Annotated in this window: 16 protein-coding genes and 1 pseudogene; 7 read left to right on the forward strand and 10 right to left on the reverse strand. The window is 51.8% G+C overall.

Annotated features, from left to right (window positions below; genetic code table 11):
• Positions 1-2204, reverse strand: a pseudogene (locus RQ935_RS06250) (hypothetical protein); the annotation flags it as partial.
• A gap of 131 nt (positions 2205-2335) precedes the next feature.
• Between RQ935_RS06250 and RQ935_RS06255 the strand changes: the two are divergent.
• Positions 2336-2752 carry a hypothetical protein gene (locus RQ935_RS06255; RefSeq protein ID WP_311497636.1) on the forward strand — a complete coding sequence of 139 codons (417 nt, stop codon included), beginning with the start codon at positions 2336-2338 and terminating at the stop codon, positions 2750-2752.
• A gap of 29 nt (positions 2753-2781) precedes the next feature.
• Here the strand turns inward: RQ935_RS06255 and RQ935_RS06260 are convergent, their stop codons facing one another.
• On the reverse strand, positions 2782-3933 hold the full coding sequence (locus RQ935_RS06260) for a cell wall-binding repeat-containing protein (RefSeq protein WP_311497637.1): 1152 nt from the start codon (positions 3931-3933) through the stop codon (positions 2782-2784).
• Between the two features lie 131 nt (positions 3934-4064).
• Complete coding sequence (locus RQ935_RS06265; RefSeq protein WP_311497638.1) at positions 4065-4784, reverse strand: ion channel; 720 nt, start codon at positions 4782-4784, stop codon at positions 4065-4067.
• A gap of 154 nt (positions 4785-4938) precedes the next feature.
• On the opposite strand from RQ935_RS06265, the gene RQ935_RS06270 reads away from it, so the two are divergent.
• The 3 genes from RQ935_RS06270 to RQ935_RS06280 all read left to right on the forward strand — a co-directional run bounded on the left by RQ935_RS06270 (position 4939) and on the right by RQ935_RS06280 (position 7009).
• A complete protein-coding gene (locus RQ935_RS06270; protein ID WP_311497639.1) occupies positions 4939-6168 on the forward strand; it encodes a polysaccharide deacetylase family protein in 1230 nt (409 codons plus the stop codon).
• Positions 6169-6404: 236 nt separating this feature from the next.
• Positions 6405-6647, forward strand: a complete 243-nt coding sequence (locus tag RQ935_RS06275; protein ID WP_311497640.1) for an AbrB/MazE/SpoVT family DNA-binding domain-containing protein — start codon at positions 6405-6407, stop codon at positions 6645-6647.
• Positions 6647-7009, forward strand: coding sequence for a type II toxin-antitoxin system VapC family toxin (locus RQ935_RS06280; protein ID WP_311497641.1), 363 nt, complete (start codon positions 6647-6649; stop codon positions 7007-7009). Before RQ935_RS06275 ends, RQ935_RS06280 begins: the two co-directional genes overlap by 1 nt.
• A 211-nt stretch (positions 7010-7220) precedes the next feature.
• Here RQ935_RS06280 and RQ935_RS06285 read toward each other — a convergent pair whose 3' ends face one another.
• From RQ935_RS06285 to RQ935_RS06310, 6 genes are all read right to left on the reverse strand, one after another.
• The gene (locus RQ935_RS06285) at positions 7221-10355 is read right to left on the reverse strand and encodes a type I restriction endonuclease subunit R (protein ID WP_311497642.1); all 3135 of its coding nucleotides are present in this window, start codon (positions 10353-10355) and stop codon (positions 7221-7223) included.
• A complete protein-coding gene (locus RQ935_RS06290) occupies positions 10339-11376 on the reverse strand; it encodes a virulence RhuM family protein (protein WP_311497643.1) in 1038 nt (345 codons plus the stop codon). Before RQ935_RS06290 ends, RQ935_RS06285 begins: the two co-directional genes overlap by 17 nt.
• Positions 11369-12577, reverse strand: coding sequence for a restriction endonuclease subunit S (locus tag RQ935_RS06295; RefSeq protein ID WP_311497644.1), 1209 nt, complete (start codon positions 12575-12577; stop codon positions 11369-11371). Before RQ935_RS06295 ends, RQ935_RS06290 begins: the two co-directional genes overlap by 8 nt.
• Positions 12578-12588: 11 nt before the next feature.
• Complete coding sequence (locus tag RQ935_RS06300; RefSeq protein ID WP_311497645.1) at positions 12589-14151, reverse strand: class I SAM-dependent DNA methyltransferase; 1563 nt, start codon at positions 14149-14151, stop codon at positions 12589-12591.
• A 191-nt stretch (positions 14152-14342) separates the two neighbouring features.
• On the reverse strand, positions 14343-16559 hold the full coding sequence (locus tag RQ935_RS06305) for a S8 family peptidase (RefSeq protein WP_311497646.1): 2217 nt from the start codon (positions 16557-16559) through the stop codon (positions 14343-14345).
• On the reverse strand, positions 16552-17604 hold the full coding sequence (locus tag RQ935_RS06310; protein WP_311497647.1) for an ATP-binding protein: 1053 nt from the start codon (positions 17602-17604) through the stop codon (positions 16552-16554). Before RQ935_RS06310 ends, RQ935_RS06305 begins: the two co-directional genes overlap by 8 nt.
• Before the next feature lie 400 nt (positions 17605-18004).
• Between RQ935_RS06310 and RQ935_RS06315 the strand changes: the two genes are divergently transcribed.
• Complete coding sequence (locus tag RQ935_RS06315; RefSeq protein ID WP_311497648.1) at positions 18005-18310, forward strand: type II toxin-antitoxin system RelB/DinJ family antitoxin; 306 nt, start codon at positions 18005-18007, stop codon at positions 18308-18310.
• Positions 18307-18612 carry a type II toxin-antitoxin system mRNA interferase toxin, RelE/StbE family gene (locus RQ935_RS06320; protein ID WP_311497649.1) on the forward strand — a complete coding sequence of 102 codons (306 nt, stop codon included), beginning with the start codon at positions 18307-18309 and terminating at the stop codon, positions 18610-18612. Before RQ935_RS06315 ends, RQ935_RS06320 begins: the two co-directional genes overlap by 4 nt.
• A gap of 67 nt (positions 18613-18679) precedes the next feature.
• On the opposite strand, the gene RQ935_RS06325 is transcribed toward RQ935_RS06320, so the two are convergent.
• Positions 18680-19075, reverse strand: a complete 396-nt coding sequence (locus RQ935_RS06325; protein WP_311497650.1) for an SdpI family protein — start codon at positions 19073-19075, stop codon at positions 18680-18682.
• A gap of 191 nt (positions 19076-19266) precedes the next feature.
• On the opposite strand from RQ935_RS06325, the gene RQ935_RS06330 reads away from it, so the two are divergent.
• Positions 19267-19758: a hypothetical protein gene (locus tag RQ935_RS06330; RefSeq protein WP_311497651.1), complete on the forward strand. Its 492-nt coding sequence runs from the start codon at positions 19267-19269 to the stop codon at positions 19756-19758.
• Positions 19759-20354: the final 596 nt, after the last annotated feature.

The following is a 20354-nucleotide window of genomic DNA, read 5'->3' on the forward strand; positions in this document are numbered from 1 at the left end:
CTCGGATCCGGTGTCGGCTCCACACTCGGATCCGGTGTCGGCTCCACACTCGGATCCGGTGTCGGCTCCACACTCGGATTCGGAGTCGGCTCCACACTCGGATTCGGAGTCGGTGCCGCACCCTGCTTTACGGCAAGCGAACCCAAATTCACTGCGGCTACATAGCCGTTATCGTAGGTGACTTTCGAGTACAAGGTGTAGCTACCCAGCGGAATTGACTCCAACACGCCTTTCGCATGTCCAGTGGTAGCATCGAAATCCATGTCGAAAAGCCGATTTTCATCCACGTAAGCCTGCACCTTTGTGACGCGCTCAGGCGAGCCCTTGATTTGCATATCATAGTCAACGTCTGCGGTGTTGGTTCCAGGAGTTTCAACCACAGCTTGCGGGGCATACACGACGGCTTGTGGATTGATGGGGTCGGGAGGGATTGAACCTTGCGCCGCTGCCAAAGCCTCCAACCCGGCTGCGTTCGCTAACAAATTGTCAGCAAAGGTTCTCAAATCGCTCACCAGGGACTTTGACTCCGGTGATGCCACATATACATCCATCATTTCTTTGACGGACTGAGTCGGAACCTCCAAGTCCCCAGCGTGAGAAAGCGCGACTTGCATATCCGCGATATCTTGCGTGCTGTAGCCGTTTTCAGCCAACACGGCCTTCCATCCATCGGATAACTCGCCCTCAGAGAACAAATCAAACAATTGGTTAATTTTCCTGGTCGATTCTGCTCCGTAAAGTTCCGCGAATTTCACGTCAGCGTTTATTGTACCTACAGCCTTGTTTCCTTCGTCTATAGCCGCCTGACGGGCATCGGCCTGTTTATTCACAAATTCAGCAGTCCACCGCAGTTGCTGAACAGCCGCGTTCCAATCATGTTTCTCGAAGGCTCCTTGGTAGCGCTCGAAACCGTCCAAGCCAGCACGAGCAGAGTTAATCTCATCAGCGAGATGAATCAGAGTGCTGTCTATCGGGGAGCCCTTGAGTAGTTGTTCGAAACCATGTTTAACAACAACTGGTTTTTCGGTGTAATTATACTGGGGCGGATCGTTAGCAATCCCCCAGTACATCGCTTTCTGTCCACAGCTGACATCTCTCAGCAGCTGCAACGCTGCAGCTCCTGTCGGTCCCCCGACGAAAAAATTATCCATCGTATCTACGTACCCTGAAGGAATACCTACACCTTTAGCTATCTCCTTGACCTTCGAAGTTGCATATTTAGTAACATACTCATCTTCAGTTATTTTACCGGTAATACGCTTATACTCCAGCTTTTTGTATTTAATAACTTTTTCTATCGCTTGTGCTTGAGGCTTTAAATCGGTGAATTCTTTAACAGCCCAAAATGCTAAATCAGTAGCTAATGAGGGAATGTTTTTTAAATCTTTTGCCTTTTTGCCGCCCCAGAATTGAATAAAGCTAGTTCCACTGCAAACCCAAGAACTCTTTCCCCACTGTTCCTTAGCCGAATCCTTATACGGCTGCACCGCTTCTTGGCTCATTTTCGTTGCCGCTAGGCATTCTTTATCACTCAAACTACAAGGATCGACAGTAAACGGAGACGAATAACCAGTCGGAGCTCCTTGTACCATCATTTTTATTTGGTAAATTCCCGGTTTGATTGGTGCCTTAGCCATCAAAATGTGTTGCAGATTCGCCACACCGTAACCTATTTTTTTAATGTAGTTACTATCACCCTCGAAACGTGGTAAGCACGGTGGATTTGTACCTTGCGCGGTCGCATCCACCATACAAATTTCCCCACCACCATTGCCTGCAAGAGGAGCAGTTCCCATATCTGCGCGGTACCACACAAACAGGTTGTCCTGCGACGACAGTCTGTCATTTATACTCATTGGATCATCGCTGGGGCTGACAAACTGTACATACACCTGGGCGTGAGCCTGATTGGGAGGCTGGATTGCCGTCAACCCCAAGATCAGTAATGAAACGAAAAATATACTCACCAACCGAAATAGCCTTCGGGGTGAACCTAGCGCTCTTGACTGATTAAACATATTCATTCTCCTTTGTTGGCCACCACACTCACCTGGAAGTTGCTTGAAAGAAACTGAGAGATGGCTGATTGCATCCGAAGAATAGCCATTGACTGTTAAGCGTTTTCCACTACAACTGTCAACTTTGCGTAAATAAATCACACATATCTCTCTAAAAAGTAAAATACTGTCCCAGAACAGCATCATTACCGATGACCGACCTAACTCAAGGCTTCAGCGTTCCTCAACACGGACAACCTGCAACGCAACGTTTCCCGAATCAGTAACATCTTCAAGTGATACTGTGTTTACATCACCGGAACACTTCAGGAGAAGCCATGTCTAACCCTTACAATCCCGCCCAGTTCCCACCGCCCCAGCAACCCCCACAGAATCCGAACCAAACAGCCGGCCAGCTCCCGACCCAGACTACAGGCCAAATCCCCGTCCAAAACTCCGGCCTCCCCCCTCAGCAGTTCGCGGGCGCACCGAACTATTACGCCTCGCAGACTCCGGCGCAACCGAATAATGACACCAGCCTGGGGCCTTGGATGCTGACGATTTTCCTCGCTTCCCTGCCGATTGTAGGCATCGTTATGCTGCTCATCTGGTCTTTCGGGTCGGGAACCTCGCCCGCCAAGTCCAACTGGGCCAAAGCCACCCTGCTGTGGATGCTGATAGTAATAGGGATTTATCTGTTGCTTATCGTGCTCACCGGGGGTTTGATTTTGAGCGCAGCATTAGATCACAGCTGAGCAGGCGCGCCGCCGGGTACGACCCAGCCTCAAACTTTTGCTTTGCGGTAGCCAGCAGCTATCGCATCAGCTTGAGAAGCAAAGCAGGCCTCCGGAGTAGTGCGGTCGTAGAAACTTTGACCGGGCATGTGATAAATCATGGATTTTGCGTTCCCCTTGATTGGGGCGTTTGCCGGGCAGTCCTTACCGATTGGTTGCACACCTCCATTGCCAGAAGGCTGGGGTTGAGGTTGTGGTTGCGGTTTTGGCTGGGGTTTAGGTTGCGGCTGGGGCTGCGGGGCGACCTGACATTGCAGATTGGAGTTGTCACTCAACGCACCGGGTCCTCCCACGAAAGTGACCGGCACGGAAGGTTGAACAGGCGAACAATTCTGCTGTGCTAGCAGCAAGGGCATCTTTTGCAGACCGGCAGCGGGCACAATCGAGAGGGCATCCGGGAAATTCACTCCCGACGCCAGGAAGGCACTAGCAGCGGGCTTCGCAGCAAAAATTTGGGACGCGGTCTCGAATCGGTTAGCTCCGTAAATCCGGTTCGGATTCGGCAGCCCCGCCAAGAATTCATCGGGAAGGGCACCCGGACCGCCCAGCGCCGTAGTAGCCGTAGCGCCCAGCTGCTGAGCCACCGAAACCGCATACTGTTGCGCACCCGGACCGGTAAGCATAATCGGCACCCCCTCTTGTGCGGCCAACGCACCCCCGGCCAGCGCATCCGCAAAACCGGTGCCAGTCGCTAAATACAGCTTCCCGGCTTTTCCGAACTGCAGAGCAATTTTTTCGGCAGTCTCGTAACGGTTGGCTCCGGAAATTCGTTGCACCGAACCGAACTGTGTCAGCTGAGCCTCAACTTGCTCCGAGACCGCCCCGGCACCGCCCAGAATCGTAATGCTGGGTGAACCGAGCTTTTGCAGATAAGCCTGCTGATCGGCGGTAATTTGTGAGCCAACCAACAAAATGGGCGCCTGCTGTGTAGCGGCCCACGGCCCGGCAGCCAAAGCGTCGGGGAAATTCGTTCCCGTAGCGACAAACACGTTTTTCGCAGCGGGGAAGTACGTCTGAGCAATAGCCAGGGACGTTGCATAACGGTCCGGGCCAGCAATACGAGTGCCCGCGGCTTGCGCGGGAATTTGCAGAGTTAGAGCAAGAGCAGCGGCGGCAACGCCGGCGAGAGTTTTCTTAAACATAAAACGAATTCTAGGATTTACGCCTCGAAAAAAGTGCCAATCGGAGTGAGAAATCTCTGTCAACAGCTCCCCCTGCTCGGCTGACCACCTGCGAAATTGGTTTCGACCAGCCTGCATAGCTCAGCGAATTGTTACCGTTTCGACTCCACTAACAGCGTGAGTTCACTAATCTGTTGTTTCAGTTCGTTGATTTCAGCACTGGTGGCCGCCCGATCCTGCTCATTTTTTTCATTCACCACGTCTACAACCCACGAAGCTAAGGTCGCTGTCACGACACCAATAAGCGCCACCCCGCCTGTCATCAGGCATAAGGCAACCACGCGGCCAGTGACGGAAATCGGATACAAGTCTCCGTAGCCCACTGTGGTAATCGTCTCGAAAGCCCACCAAATCGCCTGTGGAAAAGACGTAATCAGCGCATCCGAGACACCATGCTCCGCATCCAGCACAGCCAGCGCAGCCACAAAAATCAGCAGTGCCGTGCTTGCCACCGAGTACAGGGCTATCTTGCCGCGAAAGGTCGAACCGGCCTTGCGACCAAGTACTTTCACAAAAGTTACGAGCCGCAGTAATCGCAGCGGCCGTAAGATTGGCAGCGCCACTATGAGCAAATCAAACAGGTGCGTGATGAACCACTTGAAGCGCGGCTTCGCCAAGAAAAGCCGCACCACGTAATCAGCGACAAACGCGGCCCACACCACATTCATGATGAGCTCTGTAACGCTGGCGGCCCGGCCTTGTAGGTTACCGATAACTTCCCAGGCGTAGGCCCCCAAAAATAGGACCGCCAGAATCAACAGCGGCCAATCCGTGAAACGCTCCCATGTGTCCAACCTTTTAGATTCGCTCATAAGCACATAATAATGCCGTTCACAAGGATGGTTTCGCGGTCTTTGGTGGGTAAAGACGGCTGCTCAGGTGCCGAATTTCCCAAGGATTTAGCTGGATTAAGGGTTTATCAGGACATGATTCTTTGGTAAAGTTTTGCTGGCGGGAGGTGGTTAAGTGAGCAGGAAATCGAAGATTTGGATTGCCAGTATCCTGGCTGTGATTTCCGTTGCCGCCGCAATCGGCGGAATCACCATTTACCTGGTCAACAAATGGGAAGTCATCATCACCCTGAAAGGCGACTCCACCAGCACTGTTGAATACGGCGACGCGTGGAAAGACCCCGGCGCCACCGCTTATGGAACCAGTACCCTGTTCACCTTTACTCACGACGACCTCAAGCTGCACACCACCGGAAAAGTCGACACTTCCAAAGTCGGCACTTATGAAATCACTTATGCAGCGAAATACCGCGGAGTCGAGGGAAAAAAGACCCGCAAAGTGACCGTTCAGGATTCCCAACCGCCCGCCATCACGGTCGACGGCGGGGAACAGATTACCCTCCCCTACGGCCTGCCCTGGCAGGACTCCTATTCCGCCACAGACAACGTGGACGGCGATTTGACCGCGAAAGTCCAGGTCGACGGCCAAGTAAACGTGAACGCGGCGGGGTCATACACGCTGCGCTACCAAGTCTCGGACTCCAGCGGAAACCAGGGCACAGCGACTCGCCAGGTCACCGTGATGCCGCCCGTGTCCCCCAACGCAGACCCAGCGGCAGGCTTGGACAAAGTTATCTATCTAACCTTCGACGATGGACCCGGACCGGCGACGGCTCATCTGTTGGATATTTTGGCAGCCAAAGGGGTGAAGGCGACGTTCTTTGTGACCAACACGATGGGGCACACTGACATGATTGGGCGCGCTTACCGCGAAGGGCACTCGGTGGGGATCCACACCTATACCCACCAGTATTCCCAGGTTTACGCCAGCGACGACGCCTACTGGGCGGACTTCGACCGCATGGCGCAGGTTATTCGGTCGCAGACCGGCCAGGACACCAAGCTGATGCGGTTCCCCGGGGGCAGCTCCAACACCGTGAGCCGCAGCTACTCGCCCGGAATCATGAGCCGCCTGACCAAACTCATGGCCGTGAAAGGCTACACCTATTTCGACTGGAACGTGGAAAGCGGGGACGCTTCGGGACACACCAACAGCGCTTCCGTCTTTCAAAAGATTACCGCCGGGGTAAGGGGGAAATCGGTGTCAGTAGTCCTTTGCCATGACATCCACCCCACCACTGTCGACGCGATGCCCCAGGTCATCGACTGGGGCAAGCAGAACGGCTACACCTTCCTGCCGCTTGCTCCCGGCAGCTATCCTGCGCACCATCGGGTTGCGAACTGAGTTTGTTCGCGGCGTTCACCAGGTCGGTTGTGAGGTCGGGCAGGTACGTTAGGCCAAGTAGTCGCGTAACGGGCAAAAGGCCGCGCGGCGGGTGGTGGTCTCGCATAAGCCAAGTGGGACGGTCAGTACGTCTGAGTGGCGTATAGGTTTCGTTTATTTCTGTTTTCAACATTGCGTGACCGTTCATACGTCCGCATTTGAGTACACGCGAATTCCCCATGTGGTACACTCATAGTATGAGTACCACATATGCGACCGTTATGGGAGACCGGGGGCGCCTGGTCATTCCCTCGGCGCTGCGCCACAATCAAAAGTGGGAGCAAGGCACTCAATTGCTGATGCTCGAAACCCCGCACGGAGTCATCGCCATGACCCGCGAACAGGCCAAACAGCTGGTAAAGAAGCAAATCGGGGCGAGCAGCCTGGTTCAGGAACTCATCGCGGAACGGCGCAGCGCGGCTCAGAAAGAATCTTCGTAATGTTTGTCTTAGACGCTTCGGCGCTGCTGGCGTTTTTGCAGGAGGAACCCGGTTGGCAGCGTGTAGAGCAGGCACTGGGGCAAGGCGTAGTAAGCGCCGCGAACTGGTCAGAAGTCATCCAAAAGCTCATCTCCCGCGGGGCGGACGTTTCCCTGGCCACGAATTTGCTGTTCTCATACGGGCTGAAAGTACGCGAGGTCAGCGAATCCGACGCGGTCGCGGCGGCGCAGATGTGGCAGCCCGGCACGAGCCTTTCCCTAGGCGACCGCCTTTGCCTCGCCCTCGGCAAACGCCTGGGCGCCACCGTCCTGACCGCGGACAAAGCCTGGGGCGAAGGCGAAGGGATTGAACAGATCCGGTAGCTGACGCTCTCCACAAACTGCATCCCTGGAAATGTACCCTGCAATAGTCAAACCTTACAATGCAGGTTGCAAAAATCTATTGCGAACAACGCTGAGAATGAGCTTAAGCTGGCAACTGCGATCACATACCTCTGCAAAGCTGGAGTACAGAGGACAAGGTTAAATCTTTCTTTACGACTTGTTTCAATTAGCCTAGGAAGACAAAGTGCCGTCAGCGGTCTAGGGATTCTTCATCCACTAGGTGCTCAGCTTGTTCAATAATCAGTTTGACTGCAGCCTCTTGCTTATCGGGTGGATACTTGTATTTAGCGAGCAGTCGTTTTATCCGCGAACGCATCCGAGCCCGCACTGATTCTTTTTGCATCCAGTCAATAGTGGCGGAGCGTCTAATAGTTTCCACCAATTCCCTGGCAATGGTTTTAAGAACCTCATCCCCCATCTGCAAAATGGCGGAATCATTTTGAATCACCGCATCATAGAGGGCGACCTCGGCGTCACTGAGTCCCAATTCCTCTGCCCGTTTCTGATTTTCGCGCATTTCTTTAGCCAAAGCCACCAATTCCGCGATAATCTCGGCGGTTGTTAGGGAGCGGTTAGTGTAGCGCTTCACCGCGTCAGCAAGCATTTGGGAAAACTTACGTGACTGCACCAGATTCGTGCGTGCCAGAGTGTGAATCTGATCCGTCAGCAATCTGCGCAGCAATCCTAGCTGCAAGTTTGGTTTTCCGCTTTTACCGATGGAATCCAAGAACTCATCCGATAGTAAAGACAGCTCTGGGCGTTCCATCCCGGCTACCTGGTAAACGTCTACCACCTGGTCTGCGGTAACCGACTCGTTAACCAGTTGGGATAATACGGAATCGATATTGCTGCTGCCCTGCCGGGATCCTCCTGCATCTGGGTTAAGGATCTTTAGCGTTGCCGTGCGCACATCGGTAAACAGGCGCACATCATCCCGAATTTCCAACGCTTCGGGACGCGAGGATACCAGTGCATAGGCTTTCGCCAGTGCTAACACTTGGTCTAGGTAACGTTTGGTTACTTCCTCATCGGAGAGCACATAATCCAGCACTGTTGCGTATTGGGCGAGGCGCTCATCGGCGGGGAGCTGGGGGGAAGAATCATAAGTAACCGGATGCAAAATTCCTTTGATTACATCGTATTTTTCTTCCATGACTTGGATTAGTTGTTCTATGGGTACCCCGGCTTGTTCGCGGTCAGAAGAGGAATAGGCACTCAAAGCTTTCTGTAGGGAGGAAAACAGCCCGATATAGTCCACGATTAGTCCGCCGGGCTTGTCTTTGAATTTTCGATTTACTCTGGCGATTGCTTGCATCAACCCGGCGCCTTGCATGGGCTTATCTACATACATAGTGTGCATGGAGGGCGAATCAAAGCCGGTCAGCCACATATCGCGCACAATTACGATTTCCAATTCATCTTCGGGGTTTTTGGCGCGTAGTTTCAGGTCGCGGCGTTCCTCTTTGGAGTGGATATGGGGTTGGAAACTGGCGGGATCGGCAGCCGAGCCGGTCATCACCACTTTGATTTTGCCCTTATCCAGGTCATCGGAATGCCATTGGGGGCGAAGCCGGGTGATTTTGTTGTACAGTTCCACGGCGATTCGCCGGCTCATAGTCACGATCATGGCTTTGCCGGCCATGGCTTCTCGGCGTTGTTCCCAATGGTTAACAATATCTGCCGCCACCACATCTAGACGTGAACCTGCCCCCACCAGGGCTTCCAGCTGCGACCATTTGCTCTTGGCTTTCTCACTGGACTCGCTGACATCGTCTTTGGCAGCCTCATCTATGAGGGCATCTGCCCCGGTCAGAGCATCCTCGCTGAGGTTAATTTTGGCGAGGCGGGATTCGTAAAATATCTTGACGGTAGCGCCATCTTCTACTGCCCGGGTGAGGTCATAGACGTCTATATAATCGCCGAATACTGCCCGAGTGGAACGGTCATTAGATTCAATCGGGGTACCGGTAAATCCCAGGAAGGTGGCGTTTGGCAGGGCGTCGCGCATATGTTTCGCTAAACCAGTTTTTAGCCGTCCTTTTGCGTCCAGGGTTTCAGAAAATCCGTATTGGGAGCGGTGCGCCTCATCGGCAACTACTACTACATTCCGCCGATCGGTGAGGACGGGGTTAAGGTCACCGTCCTCGCCGGGAGCAAACTTGTGGAGGGTGGTGAAGACGATTCCCCCAGATTCTCGGGTCAGCAGTTCCCGTAGATTATCTCTGCCAGTGGCTTGCACCGGATTTTCGGGGAGAATCTGCGCGGGGGCGAACACCTCGCCGAAGAGTTGGTCATCTAGGTCGTTGCGGTCAGTGATGAATACCAGGGTGGGGTTTTTCATTCGCGGGTCGCGCAGCAGTTTCGCGGCGTAAAAAACCATTTCGAAGCTTTTCCCGGAGCCTTGGGTGTGCCAGACTACCCCGCCGCGGCGGTTCCCGTCCGGACCAGATGCCTTAACCGTAGATTCCACGGCAGCGTTTACTGCCCAGTATTGATGGTATTTAGCTACCCGTTTGATGAGGGCGCACCGGCGTTGCCCACTTGTCGGGTCGGTTATGGCTTCATCGGAATAAACCACGAAATTGCGCAGTATATCTAGGAAACGTTGCGGGGTGAAGACCCCTTTTATTAGTACTTCTAGGGCGGGACGGTTAGTTACTACTTCTCGCCCGTCCATAGTTTTCCAGGGGGCGTAATGTTCAAATCCGCCGGTGAAGGAACTCATCGCTGCACTGGTGCCATCGGAAATTATGGTGACCACATTGGGGGTAAAAACTACCGGAATGTCGTGGCGATAGGTTTGAATCTGGTTCCAGGCGTTACGCATAGTGGCGTGTTCATCGGCAGGGTTCTTTAGCTCCATTAGCCCTACCGGTAGGCCGTTTAGGAATATCAGAACGTCGGGGCGGCGATTGTGTCCGTTTTGAATAATGGTTACCTGGTTGAGAGCCAGCCAGTCATTGCTGGCAGGATTATCGAAATCGATTACCTGCAGTAGTTTCGTTACTGTCTGACCGTCACCCGCCCTAGTTTCTACCGGGATTCCTTGCACCATCAGGTCGTGCATTCGCTGGTTTTCTAAGGCTTCGTCTTGGGAATCGGCGCGCTGCAGGCGTTTTAGAGCTTCGGTAATCATGGGCGAGGAGGCGCCGGGATTTAAACGCCGCAACGCATCTTCCACGCGCACCCACAACACGGCATCGGATAGTTTTTCGCGCACTGCCCCCGTCGGAGTATCTTTTGAGACATTCCCGGTTTGATATCCGATTTCTTGTAGCCATTTAAGGGCGGCAATCTCTACGGTGTTTTCATTCAGTGTCGTCATGGCCATCCCTCGCCTCCAAAGCTTCGGCAGCAAACTTGTCGAAATCGGATTGATATTCCACGTCTTGGATTACCCGATATTTTTCCAGTTCTTCTTTGGCTCTCTGGTCAGCTATTTTCTTAGAGATTTTCCCGGCGTTATCCAAGAGTTCGCGACTATCAAGAGTGAGTACTTGGTTCAGGAATTCTTCCCATTCTTCCATGGTGGTGGGAATATGCCGCTTGGCACGCGATTCTGCCAGGTTTAGATAGGCTTCAACAATTCGTCCTAAATCAGCCAATTCATCTTTCGTGAGGTAGTTCTTGGCGACGGTAACATCGCTGGCTAGAACTTTCCCATCCGGAGAGTTTTTCCAAGTCGTTAACCCCATATGCGGTTTGGCGGCGTCAGCTCGCTGGGCAATCAACTCGGCAGCGGTATGACCATGCACCGCGAAATGTAGTTTGTTTTGAACGGCAGCGAAGAATGTTTTGGTGGTGGGGGCATCGGGGTTGTAGTCGACTGCGGTGGCATAGATGTCGGTTATTTTTTGGTAAAAGCGGCGCTCGGAGAGACGAATCTCGCGGACTTCTTGGAGTAGTTCCTCAAAATAGTCATGCCCGAGAATCTTCCCCGACTCCATACGGTCGCGGTCAATAATATAGCCACGCAAAGTAAAGTCGCGAAGAACAGCGGTTGCCCACTGCCGGAACTGGGTAGCGCGAATAGAATTTACGCGGTAGCCAACGGAAATAATGGCATCTAGGTTGTAGTGCTGGATCTGCCGCGCTACCTGGCGAGAGCCTTCTTGGCGAACTATCCGGAAAATCCGGATAGTTGCCTCAGGGCTTAACTCACCGGAAGAAAAAATGGTCTTAAGATGCTCGTTTACTGTCCTAACATCAACGTCAAATAGCTCAGCCATCAGGGCTTGGGATAACCAGATAGTGCCGTCCTCATAGCGCACTTCGACACCTACACCGGACTGAGCGGTGAAGACCAGGAACTGACCCGAGTAATGCCGTATGAGTTTCTTAGTCATTTTCCCCCTCCGGCAGCTCGGTATCGGTAGCCTCCTGGACAACTTCCCGCGCTTCGGGAACGCGGATCCGCCCCGACATCAGCTCCGGCAAAAGTGTGTCTCGGAGGGAGGCAAGAACTTGATTTTCCAGAATTCTATAATGACTCATAATTCTCATCGGCATGGTCATTGATTCGATTTCCCTGAGTGCTCGTTCGTCTGTTGGAATATTGACTTCATATTCCCCTATCGCGGAAACACTCACTGCAGGATAGGCACTGCCATAGGAATTGCTCTGTAAGTAGCTTGCGAACGATTTTCTACTGGCAATGTAGGTTAACACCGAGGACCCAAGAGGAGCGATCGGCCTAATAACTGCGAACCCGGTAGAAACTACAGTAAGTGGATGCGGCATAAGCACTAAAGCAAAAGCTTGCCTACCTGGGCGAACAGTGGAGAAAATTAAATCTCCGTCAGACACTCCTCTTCTAGCACGTGATGGCGCTTCATCCCATGACATTTGCTGAACCGTATTAATTCGCCCTACCGAAACCGAAGAAATATCTACGTAATGCACACCGTCAGTCGAATTCGGTTTAACTTGCTGCCTGTTGAAAGAAACTAAATCCTGCAACTTACATGATTTAGTAGAGTCATTTTTTAGCTTCTGCTCTACCAAGGTATTCGCAATCTGATTTAGCTTATGTGCAAACAGAATATTAGACTCGATTTTATCGTCCAGCGCCCCCAGCGTCGCGGCAATGCCCTGTTGAATCTGCATATCCGGCAAATCAATTTTTAATTGCGAAAATGCTGTTTTATTTACAATAGGGCTGGCAGAGCCTCCGGCAACCTGCTTCAGAGAATCCGCGATTTCCCACATTCGGTAATATAAAAATCTACTTGAGGCTTTCGAAGTGTCTACAATCAACGAATTGATTTGTTGATTAGTACAAACTGGGGTACGCAGGTATGACATTTTCCCGATTGTCGATCCAATGCAGACAACCGAAATAGCTTTAGGTGGAAGCACTCTATTTCTTAATGCCCCTACGCCAGTGCTCGAAATAAATCTTGCTGTTTTCAGCGTTGTATCTTTCGCTTTAATATCAGATGGTGTTACGAAAGGTACTCCCGAACTAGCAAACCACTCGGGATGTGCTTTCGGCGGGGTGGTACCGGTGACGATTTTGCCAAGATCGCCTAAGCGATAAGTTTTCATGGGCAATAGACTCATTCCAGGCCACCCAGCCTTTGCTTAATCTCAGCTTCAAGCTGGCGTCCGCGCTCAAACTCGGCAAATAGTTCTTGCTTTAGGCGCGCGATCTTCTTGTCTATAGGTTCGTCATCCTGTTCGACTTCAGGAATCCCTACGTAACGTCCGGGGGTAAGTACAAAATCGTTATCCGCGATTTCATTTAGAGAGGCCACTTTACAGAACCCGGGTTCGTCGGCATATTTTTCATGGTCACTCTTTGAGCGCCAAGCATTGTAGGTGCCCGCAATCTTCTTAATATCTTCGCTCGTCATCTCTCGGCGGGCACGGGTAACCATCCTCCCCATGCGGCGCGCGTCAATAAACAAGACTTCCCCTGTCCGTGGACGATGTCCATTACCGTGGCGATTCTTGGATAGGAACCACAAGCTGGCGGGAATCCCGGTGTTTAAGAACAACTTGTCCGGCATCGCTACGACGCAATCCACCATCTCGTTTTCGACTAGCTCGCGGCGAATCTCCGGGTCAGTGCCATCACCGGAAGACAGCGCTCCGTTCGCCATAACGAAACCTGCAGTGCCGGATGGCGCCAGGTGATAGAGGAAATGTTGAATCCAGGCATAGTTGGCGTTTCCGGGACGCGGGGTGGCATAGGCCCAGCGAGGATCGTCAGCTAGGGACTCACTCCAATAATCCGAGATATTAAACGGAGGGTTAGCGATAATGAAATCTGCCCGCAAGTCAGGATGTAAATCCTCAGTAAAAGAATCCGCCGATTTTTTTCCCAAATCAGCGTCAATCCCTCGCAAAGCCAAGTTCATCTTGGCCAGCTTCCAGGTGGTGTCAGTAAACTCCTGCCCATAAACCGACAACTGATTACGGTTGCCTCCATGCGCGTCCACAAACTTGGCTGATTGTACGAACATTCCCCCGCTGCCGCAGCAAGGATCCAGCACCCGCCCGGCAAATGGTTGCAGCATCTCCACCAGGGTCTGTACTACCGAGCGGGGAGTATAAAACGCTCCGCCCTCTTTACCGGTTTCTTTGCCGGCAAACTGCCCCAGGAAATACTCGTAAACAGTACCCAACACATCATCGGAACCATGATCAGTGTCGGTACCGAACCCGATGGTTCCAATCAAGTCAACCAGTTCACCCAAGCGTTTCTTGTCGAGTCCCTCCCGCCCATAGTTGCGCGGCAACACCCCGCTCAAACTGGGATTTTCTTTTTCAATCGACACCATCGAATCGTCGATTAACTGCCCAATCCCTGGCTGTTTTGCACTGGCTTGCAGATTTTCCCAACGCGCACCCTCGGGAATCCAAAAGACGTTATGCCCCGCGTATTCGTCGCGATCTTCCAAGAAGTCCGCAATTTGAGATTCATCGATCCCGTCCTCGCGAAGTTCCTGGTTAAGCTCGGCGCGCCGCTCGTTAAACCGATCAGACACGTACTTTAAGAACACCAACCCCAAGACCACGTGCTTGTATTCCGAAGGTTCCTGGTTGCCCCGCAGCTTATCGGCGGCCTCCCACAAGGTCTGTTCCAAGCTCTTTTTAGCTTTAGTATTCTTCGCCATACCGTTTCTCCTAATTATCCTTCGATTGGAGTTTCTCGCCCGCGAAGCGACACTAACGCGCGAAGTGTCACTTCCGAGTCTAAACCAACTGTTTGCGCCGCGCGGCTCTCCCATCCCCCCGCTAAACCCAACGATTTGTTTCGATAGCAAGATGGGTTCCGGAGGCACATTTCTTCATGTAAAGATAAAAGTTATTCTTTAAAATTTATCTCGACCTCGGCGGCATTGTAGATATCCACCCTGTTTTGCACGTCTACGCTGTGTACAATCCAACCACGCAGCGAACACTTTTGAATAAACTCGTCGATGCGATTCACACCCTCCATTTCCCGTAAAGTAACTACTATTCCAAACCGCAAATTTCCAAATGGTGCGCTCGCAGGCTTATCCCACCTGGTGGTCTTGCGGATTTTCAACCCCCACATCTGCGTCTTGTAGGCCTTCCTACCGCGCTGACCATTACTAAAATTCTCGCCGATATGTTTGACGTTATCCCACTTTCGGTAGCTGTTACGCGCTGTGCCCTCAGTAGTGAAATCATCATTTTCACCTTGGCGGTTATTGTTAACCGCTCTCAAACTGTCCTTGTCATCAATACGCCCAAAGTGTAAATCCAATTCAGTACTGGTATAGTCCACGCCTTGACGGCGGTCACACGGGGGAAAATAGCACAAGGTGGCGCGGGCAATATACGGGTGCTTGCCATTCACAACCGGCACTGGAATATCGAAGTTATAAGTTTCATAAGAATCAGACATCCCAGTCAATACAAATTTAATTTCATCATCTTTAGACTTAACCAAATCCTCTATGCGAATGGGAACCTGACCATAGCCTCGCTTATAGTCCTCACGAAAGTCCCATCCCGCAGCCGCGTCAATTATCAGCGCTTTGGCAACTTCGCGGTTAAATCCTATTATCTGCATTAAATAAGCCATTTTACGCGCTATCCACGGTGCCGCAAAAGAAGTCCCCTGTACCCATGAACCCCCGTTTCCCGCATAGGTAAACATGGGGATATCCCGATCCCCACCAACTGCGCAGACGTCAGGTTTTTTGAAGAATTCCAAGACCGGACCACTTCGGGAATAGCTGGCAGTTTCACCGGAAAATGAGGTTGCATTTACAACCAAGGAATTAATCGAATCAGCGGGAGCACCGATTTTCTGTTGTTGTTCCTGCGTTTGATTGGTACCTGCCACCACAAAAACAATGTCATCAAATCGAGATTGCAATTCATCCAGAATAGCTCCCTCAGGAGACACGAAGTTACGCGCAACCTCTCGCACAGAACCCTGGGAAATGTTCCATACTTTAATGTCACGGTTCTGTTCCACGATACTATTCACTCGCCTCATGAATGCAAACGAATCCGACCGCGACCCCGTAGCGACCCCAAAGTGCCGCACCCGGAAACGACCACAACCGTCATCCAAGTCCGGTACTAGACTTGGACCGTCGACAATAAGCGATGTAACTTTTGTCCCGTGAGCACGATCCTCTGGATGTATTTCAATTTCAGATGGAATTAAATTTATCGACTCAACCCAATCGGAGAAATACGCGTTTTCATCAAACGGGGTATCAATCACTCCGATGATGGGTTCATGACCTGGTTTAGGTATATCCAAAGGATTAATACCTGCACCGCTGAACTCTTCGGGGGTTAATTTGGAGATATCGGAAATCGCCATCGATACCAGGAAGGGGTATTTCCCTATCAATACACTGTATTGCTCCGGGCTCAACCGGAGAGCGCTTCCCAAAACCTGGTCAGGCGTGACTCTTAAACCCAAACCATCTAGAAAATCACGAACATCGCTGTATCCGGTATCGTAAAGATTTACAACTACCCAGCCGTCAACTGCCTCCTGCTGAGCACGTATGCTGAAACGCTCAGCGAAATAAGCATCCCTGATTACCTGCAAAAAGCTGTTTTTGGACGGTTCATAACTCCACTGATTGCTGGGAGTCTTTTTTAGCTGCTCCAGTATTTCATAATTGATAGTGCCACCGTGTTGTCCAACAATTGCTGCGCAGTTATCCAACATTTCGATAGAATCATCAACAGTGGTTTCGCTGACACAATAGGTAATTACATGGTGGGTGTTCTGGTAGTTCCCCTCGAAGCAGGCTCCTACAATGAAATTACTAGCTTTAGAGCTGCCTCCGCCAAGTAGGCGGCGAATCCGGTTACTTTTAGCCGTTATTTTTTTATAGTAAACGCTGATCAATGGATTAAAGGGTATCTGCTTTTTCTGCCAATAGTCCTTTATTTCCATCAGCTGTTGACGCAAATCTAACAGGTGATCGGCACTGACTTCCCCATTCTTGGGTAGTTGAGGCAAACCTGGTCGCCGAGCACCTTTGGTTTGGAACTGACCTTTAAGCTGAAGCAGGTTATTCACCACGCACCTCCCGTAGTTCCCGGGAAATAGTTGTCTTCGGCACCTGGGAAAGCACTTCAATTTCTCGCAACGTGAAACCTTGCCGACTCAATGTTGCATAATCCCTGATAGAAGTATCCGGACAAGCCTGGGAGTAAAGACGGCGTAGATAATCGTATAGATCACCAGGTTTACTGAAGGCAAGTGAAGTTCGCAGCATATTCTCAAGCTCTCCCGGATAAGGAATCTTCTGCATTTGATTCATGATTTTTCGGAACAAACGCATATTGTGTGCCACATTTTTGAACTTGTCCAACAATCCGCTCAGCATCACTTCAGAAATTTCTAACAGATCATCCCTGCTGTAGCGACCAAAATCAAGAATGGAATCAAATCTTCTGACGAGAGCTTTATCTAGTGCCGCATAAAGGTTGGTAGTGGCAATCAATACCACCTGTTCATTTAGAGAGTCGAGTTCCTTTAATAATGCCGAAGTAGCTCTACCCATTTCCCGGACATCATGATGGTTTACCCGGTCGAGTGCCAGTGCATCTATTTCATCGAACAAGACCACTGCTTTATCAGGGTGCCGCATCTCGTTTATTTCTGCGAAAAGGTGACCAATATTCTTGCCCGTTTGTCCAAGTTTGCTGTCAATAACCGCGTTAAAATCCACCAGATAAATATCACGATTAGTTATCCTGGCGATTTGACGAGACGTTTGGGTCTTCCCGGTGCCCGGGGGGCCTTGGAACAAAAACTTATTTACCCCGATATTGTGGGATATTGCATTGCATACACCGGTCACGTCCATGGCTATAGCGTCCGGAAGAGGCAATGACGCTGAGGCAGACTCAAAACTTCGAAGAAAATCTCCCCCGTCTTCCCCTAGCGTTTGCGGAACAAAAGTGTTAGCGTCCGAAATAAGAGCCATAATATACGCTGCTAACTCCACGTCCCCGGCAGCCTCAAAGCTACGCGCAATTTCGGCTGCCTCGACCAGGAATGCTGATTCATTTTTATCTTCGTGATACCGGATAAGGTTGACAACATTGCGCTTCTTCATGGTATCTCCCTTCACTACACACAAGCATAGAGACATCTTGGGACGAACGCAAGTCTTTTTGGGACATGTTTTATCTTTTTCGTCGTTTTTGCCACGCGACCTGGCGCAAGTCTCTCTGGCGAACTATCCGAAAATTCCGGATAGTCCCCCCGGCGCTAGTCGCCATCGCCGTCGCGCTTCTCTCGGTCGTTCTTTGGTGGGGTTTTCCGCACTCAACACATCACTTACGAGTCTAAACCAAACCCCTCACACAAAAAGAGACCCCCTACCCCGAACAGCAGCTACTCGCGACGCTAGCTAGACCCTTACCCCTACCCCCGCTCTTGTGCACTGCCTATTTACCGATATACCCAACAGGCGTACAATGGATATACAATGTACTACTTACGGACAAGGGGTGATGAGTTTGGCATCTTCCGCTGCAGCCCGGATTAACTTCCGCACCGATGCACAGACCAAGCAATCTGCCGAGAAACTTTTCGAGGCCCTGGGACTTGATATGTCCACGGCGCTCAATATGTTCTTAAAGCAAGCGGTGCGTGAACAGGCACTTCCCATCCGCCCTGCCCTCGCCTACGTTCCCAATGCGCAAACCGCTCGTGCCATCGAAGATGCCCAGAAGGTGATTGACGGCGAGAAACCCGAGACCGGGGCAGTCTTTGACGATGCCCACCAGGCGGCGCAATTCCTGGACAGCCTCTCATGAAGATTATCTTTGACAGCCAGTTTCAAACGGATTTTAAGCAGGTTGTACGACGCTATCCACACATTAAAGATGAGATGCGCGAGCTGATTTACGCTATCGAGGAACTCGGAGAAGTGCCGCCGACTTACGACCCGCATCTACTTACGCACACACGCGGAACCTACACTGGCTATTGGGGTTTACATCTGCAAGAAGGCGCATTTGATGTAGTTGTGGTCTATCACCAGCGACAAAAGACCCGGATAATCAGGTTCATTCGCATCGGGTCTCACAAGGAACTTTTCCAAGGGAAAGAACTATAAGCTTTTTTTCGCAAGAGCGTAATCTCTTTGACGATAAAGTGGCAAGAATTCCATTAGTCCCCCGGCGCTAGCCGTCCTCGCCGTCGCGCTTCCCGCTATCGCTCCCAGGCCGGGGCTCCCTGCTCGCGAAGCGGTTCGCCATCACGCCCCCGACAACAGTGATCAACAACAGCGTGCACATCGCCGCTAGAACTACGTAACTAGCGCTGCCCTTCAACGCCGCAACGAAGGCCGAGAGCGCCAACCATACCCCGGCAAAGGCAAACAGCAGCCCATCTGCCAAAAAGACAGGCGCAAAGCGCTGGTGGGTGCGCTCCCAGGTCGACTCATCGCGCATGATGGCTCTGGTGCGAAACCCGATAGCCTCGTTCAAAGGCAGCGTCCGCGCCCTCGCCTTGGCGTAGATGACTACGAAAAACACCGCGACAGCCACCAGGCACACCGCACAGAACACCACTAACACGACAGCCCCCTTTGAACCCGATGGACAATGCCAATTCCATTGTATAACAAGCGAACATTCCGCCCTAGAACGCTATAGTACGGGTTGAGGAAGAACGAGCGGGACTTTGCGGCAGACAGCGCTTCAATCACAGCGAGGGCGGGCGCGATGAGGCACAATATACAAATCGGCTAGCGCATCGGAGGGTAACGATGGTGTTACGAATCGTTTTTGAAGGGCTCGTGTTGGGCGCGCTGCTGGTTCTGGTCTGCGTCATCGGTATCCGCAAAAGCCCGGTGGATATGGTGTATCTTTACCCTCCCGATGTGCGGGAACGGTGCGTGAAGCTGGGACTGACCACGCCCGAGAGAATCAAGCGCGGCCGCGCGATTTTCAAAGCAATCTGTGTCCCTGGCTACATCATTTACGTGCTGGTCTGCGTTTATGCAATCAACGGCGCCAGAGGGTTCCTGGCGGGATTCTGGCAGATAGCGGCGATCCTGTTCATCATGAGCCTCATCGACCGTTTCTTTATCGATGAATACTGGGTGGGGCGCACCAATGCGTGGGTCATCCCCGGTACGGAGGATTTGAAGCCCTACATCAGAGCCCGCGACAAGCTCAAAAAATGGCTGCTCAGCACGGTGGGAGTAGCGTTCTTGGCGGCCGTCCTGTCCGGTATCGCCACACTCTTCACCCGCTGATGTGGTTATAACGCGAACACGCGCAGGCCACTCTGAGACCAGGTAACTTTCAATCGTGCATCGAGATTATGCCCCTAATCAGACAAAAGTGCTCAATTTTCAGGTGCAATAACTGCTCAATTTTCACATGCCACTAGCAGGAACGTCCCGAGCTACAGAAACATCGCCATGTAGAGGGGGAGGTGGAGTATACCGTCCTTCTCCATCAGGTCTTTTGTGTAGAGAATATAGCTCTGACCCAGGTTGGTGCCGAATTTGCTTCGGAATTTATCGAGAGAAGTGTGCCGTTGATAGCGTCCCGACTTGACCTCTATGGGGCAGATTTTGCGGCCGCAGATCCATCGCCATTTTTCGCGCCTCACCTCCCTAAATGACCCGTTGTGAACACGAAATGACACTTAGATTCGGCGCAAATTTACACGAAATGACACTTAGCGCCTGAGTTCCACAGTTTTAGTTCCCCAGTCTGCCTAGGCTTCTGGGGCTCGCGAGGGCGGATTTTATGTCCTTGGCATATGGAGGTTTGTTCTGGAATCACCCCACAATCAGCCCCACGCGGGATACTTCCTTACAACCGGAACTGACCGAAAAGAGCA

Origin of the sequence: uncultured Mobiluncus sp. (assembly GCF_963511525.1) — a bacterium.
Taxonomy (GTDB): domain Bacteria; phylum Actinomycetota; class Actinomycetes; order Actinomycetales; family Actinomycetaceae; genus Mobiluncus.

What these genes read in the sequence shown, in the direction of transcription:
- RQ935_RS06255 (WP_311497636.1), top strand. Translation starts at nt 2,336, where the DNA reads ATGTCTAACCCTTACAATCCCGCCCAGTTCCCACCGCCCCAGCAACCC.
- RQ935_RS06260 (WP_311497637.1), bottom strand. Translation starts at nt 3,933, where the DNA reads ATGTTTAAGAAAACTCTCGCCGGCGTTGCCGCCGCTGCTCTTGCTCTA.
- RQ935_RS06265 (WP_311497638.1), bottom strand. Translation starts at nt 4,784, where the DNA reads ATGAGCGAATCTAAAAGGTTGGACACATGGGAGCGTTTCACGGATTGG.
- RQ935_RS06275 (WP_311497640.1), top strand. Translation starts at nt 6,405, where the DNA reads ATGAGTACCACATATGCGACCGTTATGGGAGACCGGGGGCGCCTGGTC.
- RQ935_RS06280 (WP_311497641.1), top strand. Translation starts at nt 6,647, where the DNA reads ATGTTTGTCTTAGACGCTTCGGCGCTGCTGGCGTTTTTGCAGGAGGAA.
- RQ935_RS06285 (WP_311497642.1), bottom strand. Translation starts at nt 10,355, where the DNA reads ATGACGACACTGAATGAAAACACCGTAGAGATTGCCGCCCTTAAATGG.
- RQ935_RS06290 (WP_311497643.1), bottom strand. Translation starts at nt 11,376, where the DNA reads ATGACTAAGAAACTCATACGGCATTACTCGGGTCAGTTCCTGGTCTTC.
- RQ935_RS06295 (WP_311497644.1), bottom strand. Translation starts at nt 12,577, where the DNA reads ATGAAAACTTATCGCTTAGGCGATCTTGGCAAAATCGTCACCGGTACC.
- RQ935_RS06300 (WP_311497645.1), bottom strand. Translation starts at nt 14,151, where the DNA reads ATGGCGAAGAATACTAAAGCTAAAAAGAGCTTGGAACAGACCTTGTGG.
- RQ935_RS06310 (WP_311497647.1), bottom strand. Translation starts at nt 17,604, where the DNA reads ATGAAGAAGCGCAATGTTGTCAACCTTATCCGGTATCACGAAGATAAA.
- RQ935_RS06315 (WP_311497648.1), top strand. Translation starts at nt 18,005, where the DNA reads ATGAGTTTGGCATCTTCCGCTGCAGCCCGGATTAACTTCCGCACCGAT.
- RQ935_RS06320 (WP_311497649.1), top strand. Translation starts at nt 18,307, where the DNA reads ATGAAGATTATCTTTGACAGCCAGTTTCAAACGGATTTTAAGCAGGTT.
- RQ935_RS06330 (WP_311497651.1), top strand. Translation starts at nt 19,267, where the DNA reads ATGGTGTTACGAATCGTTTTTGAAGGGCTCGTGTTGGGCGCGCTGCTG.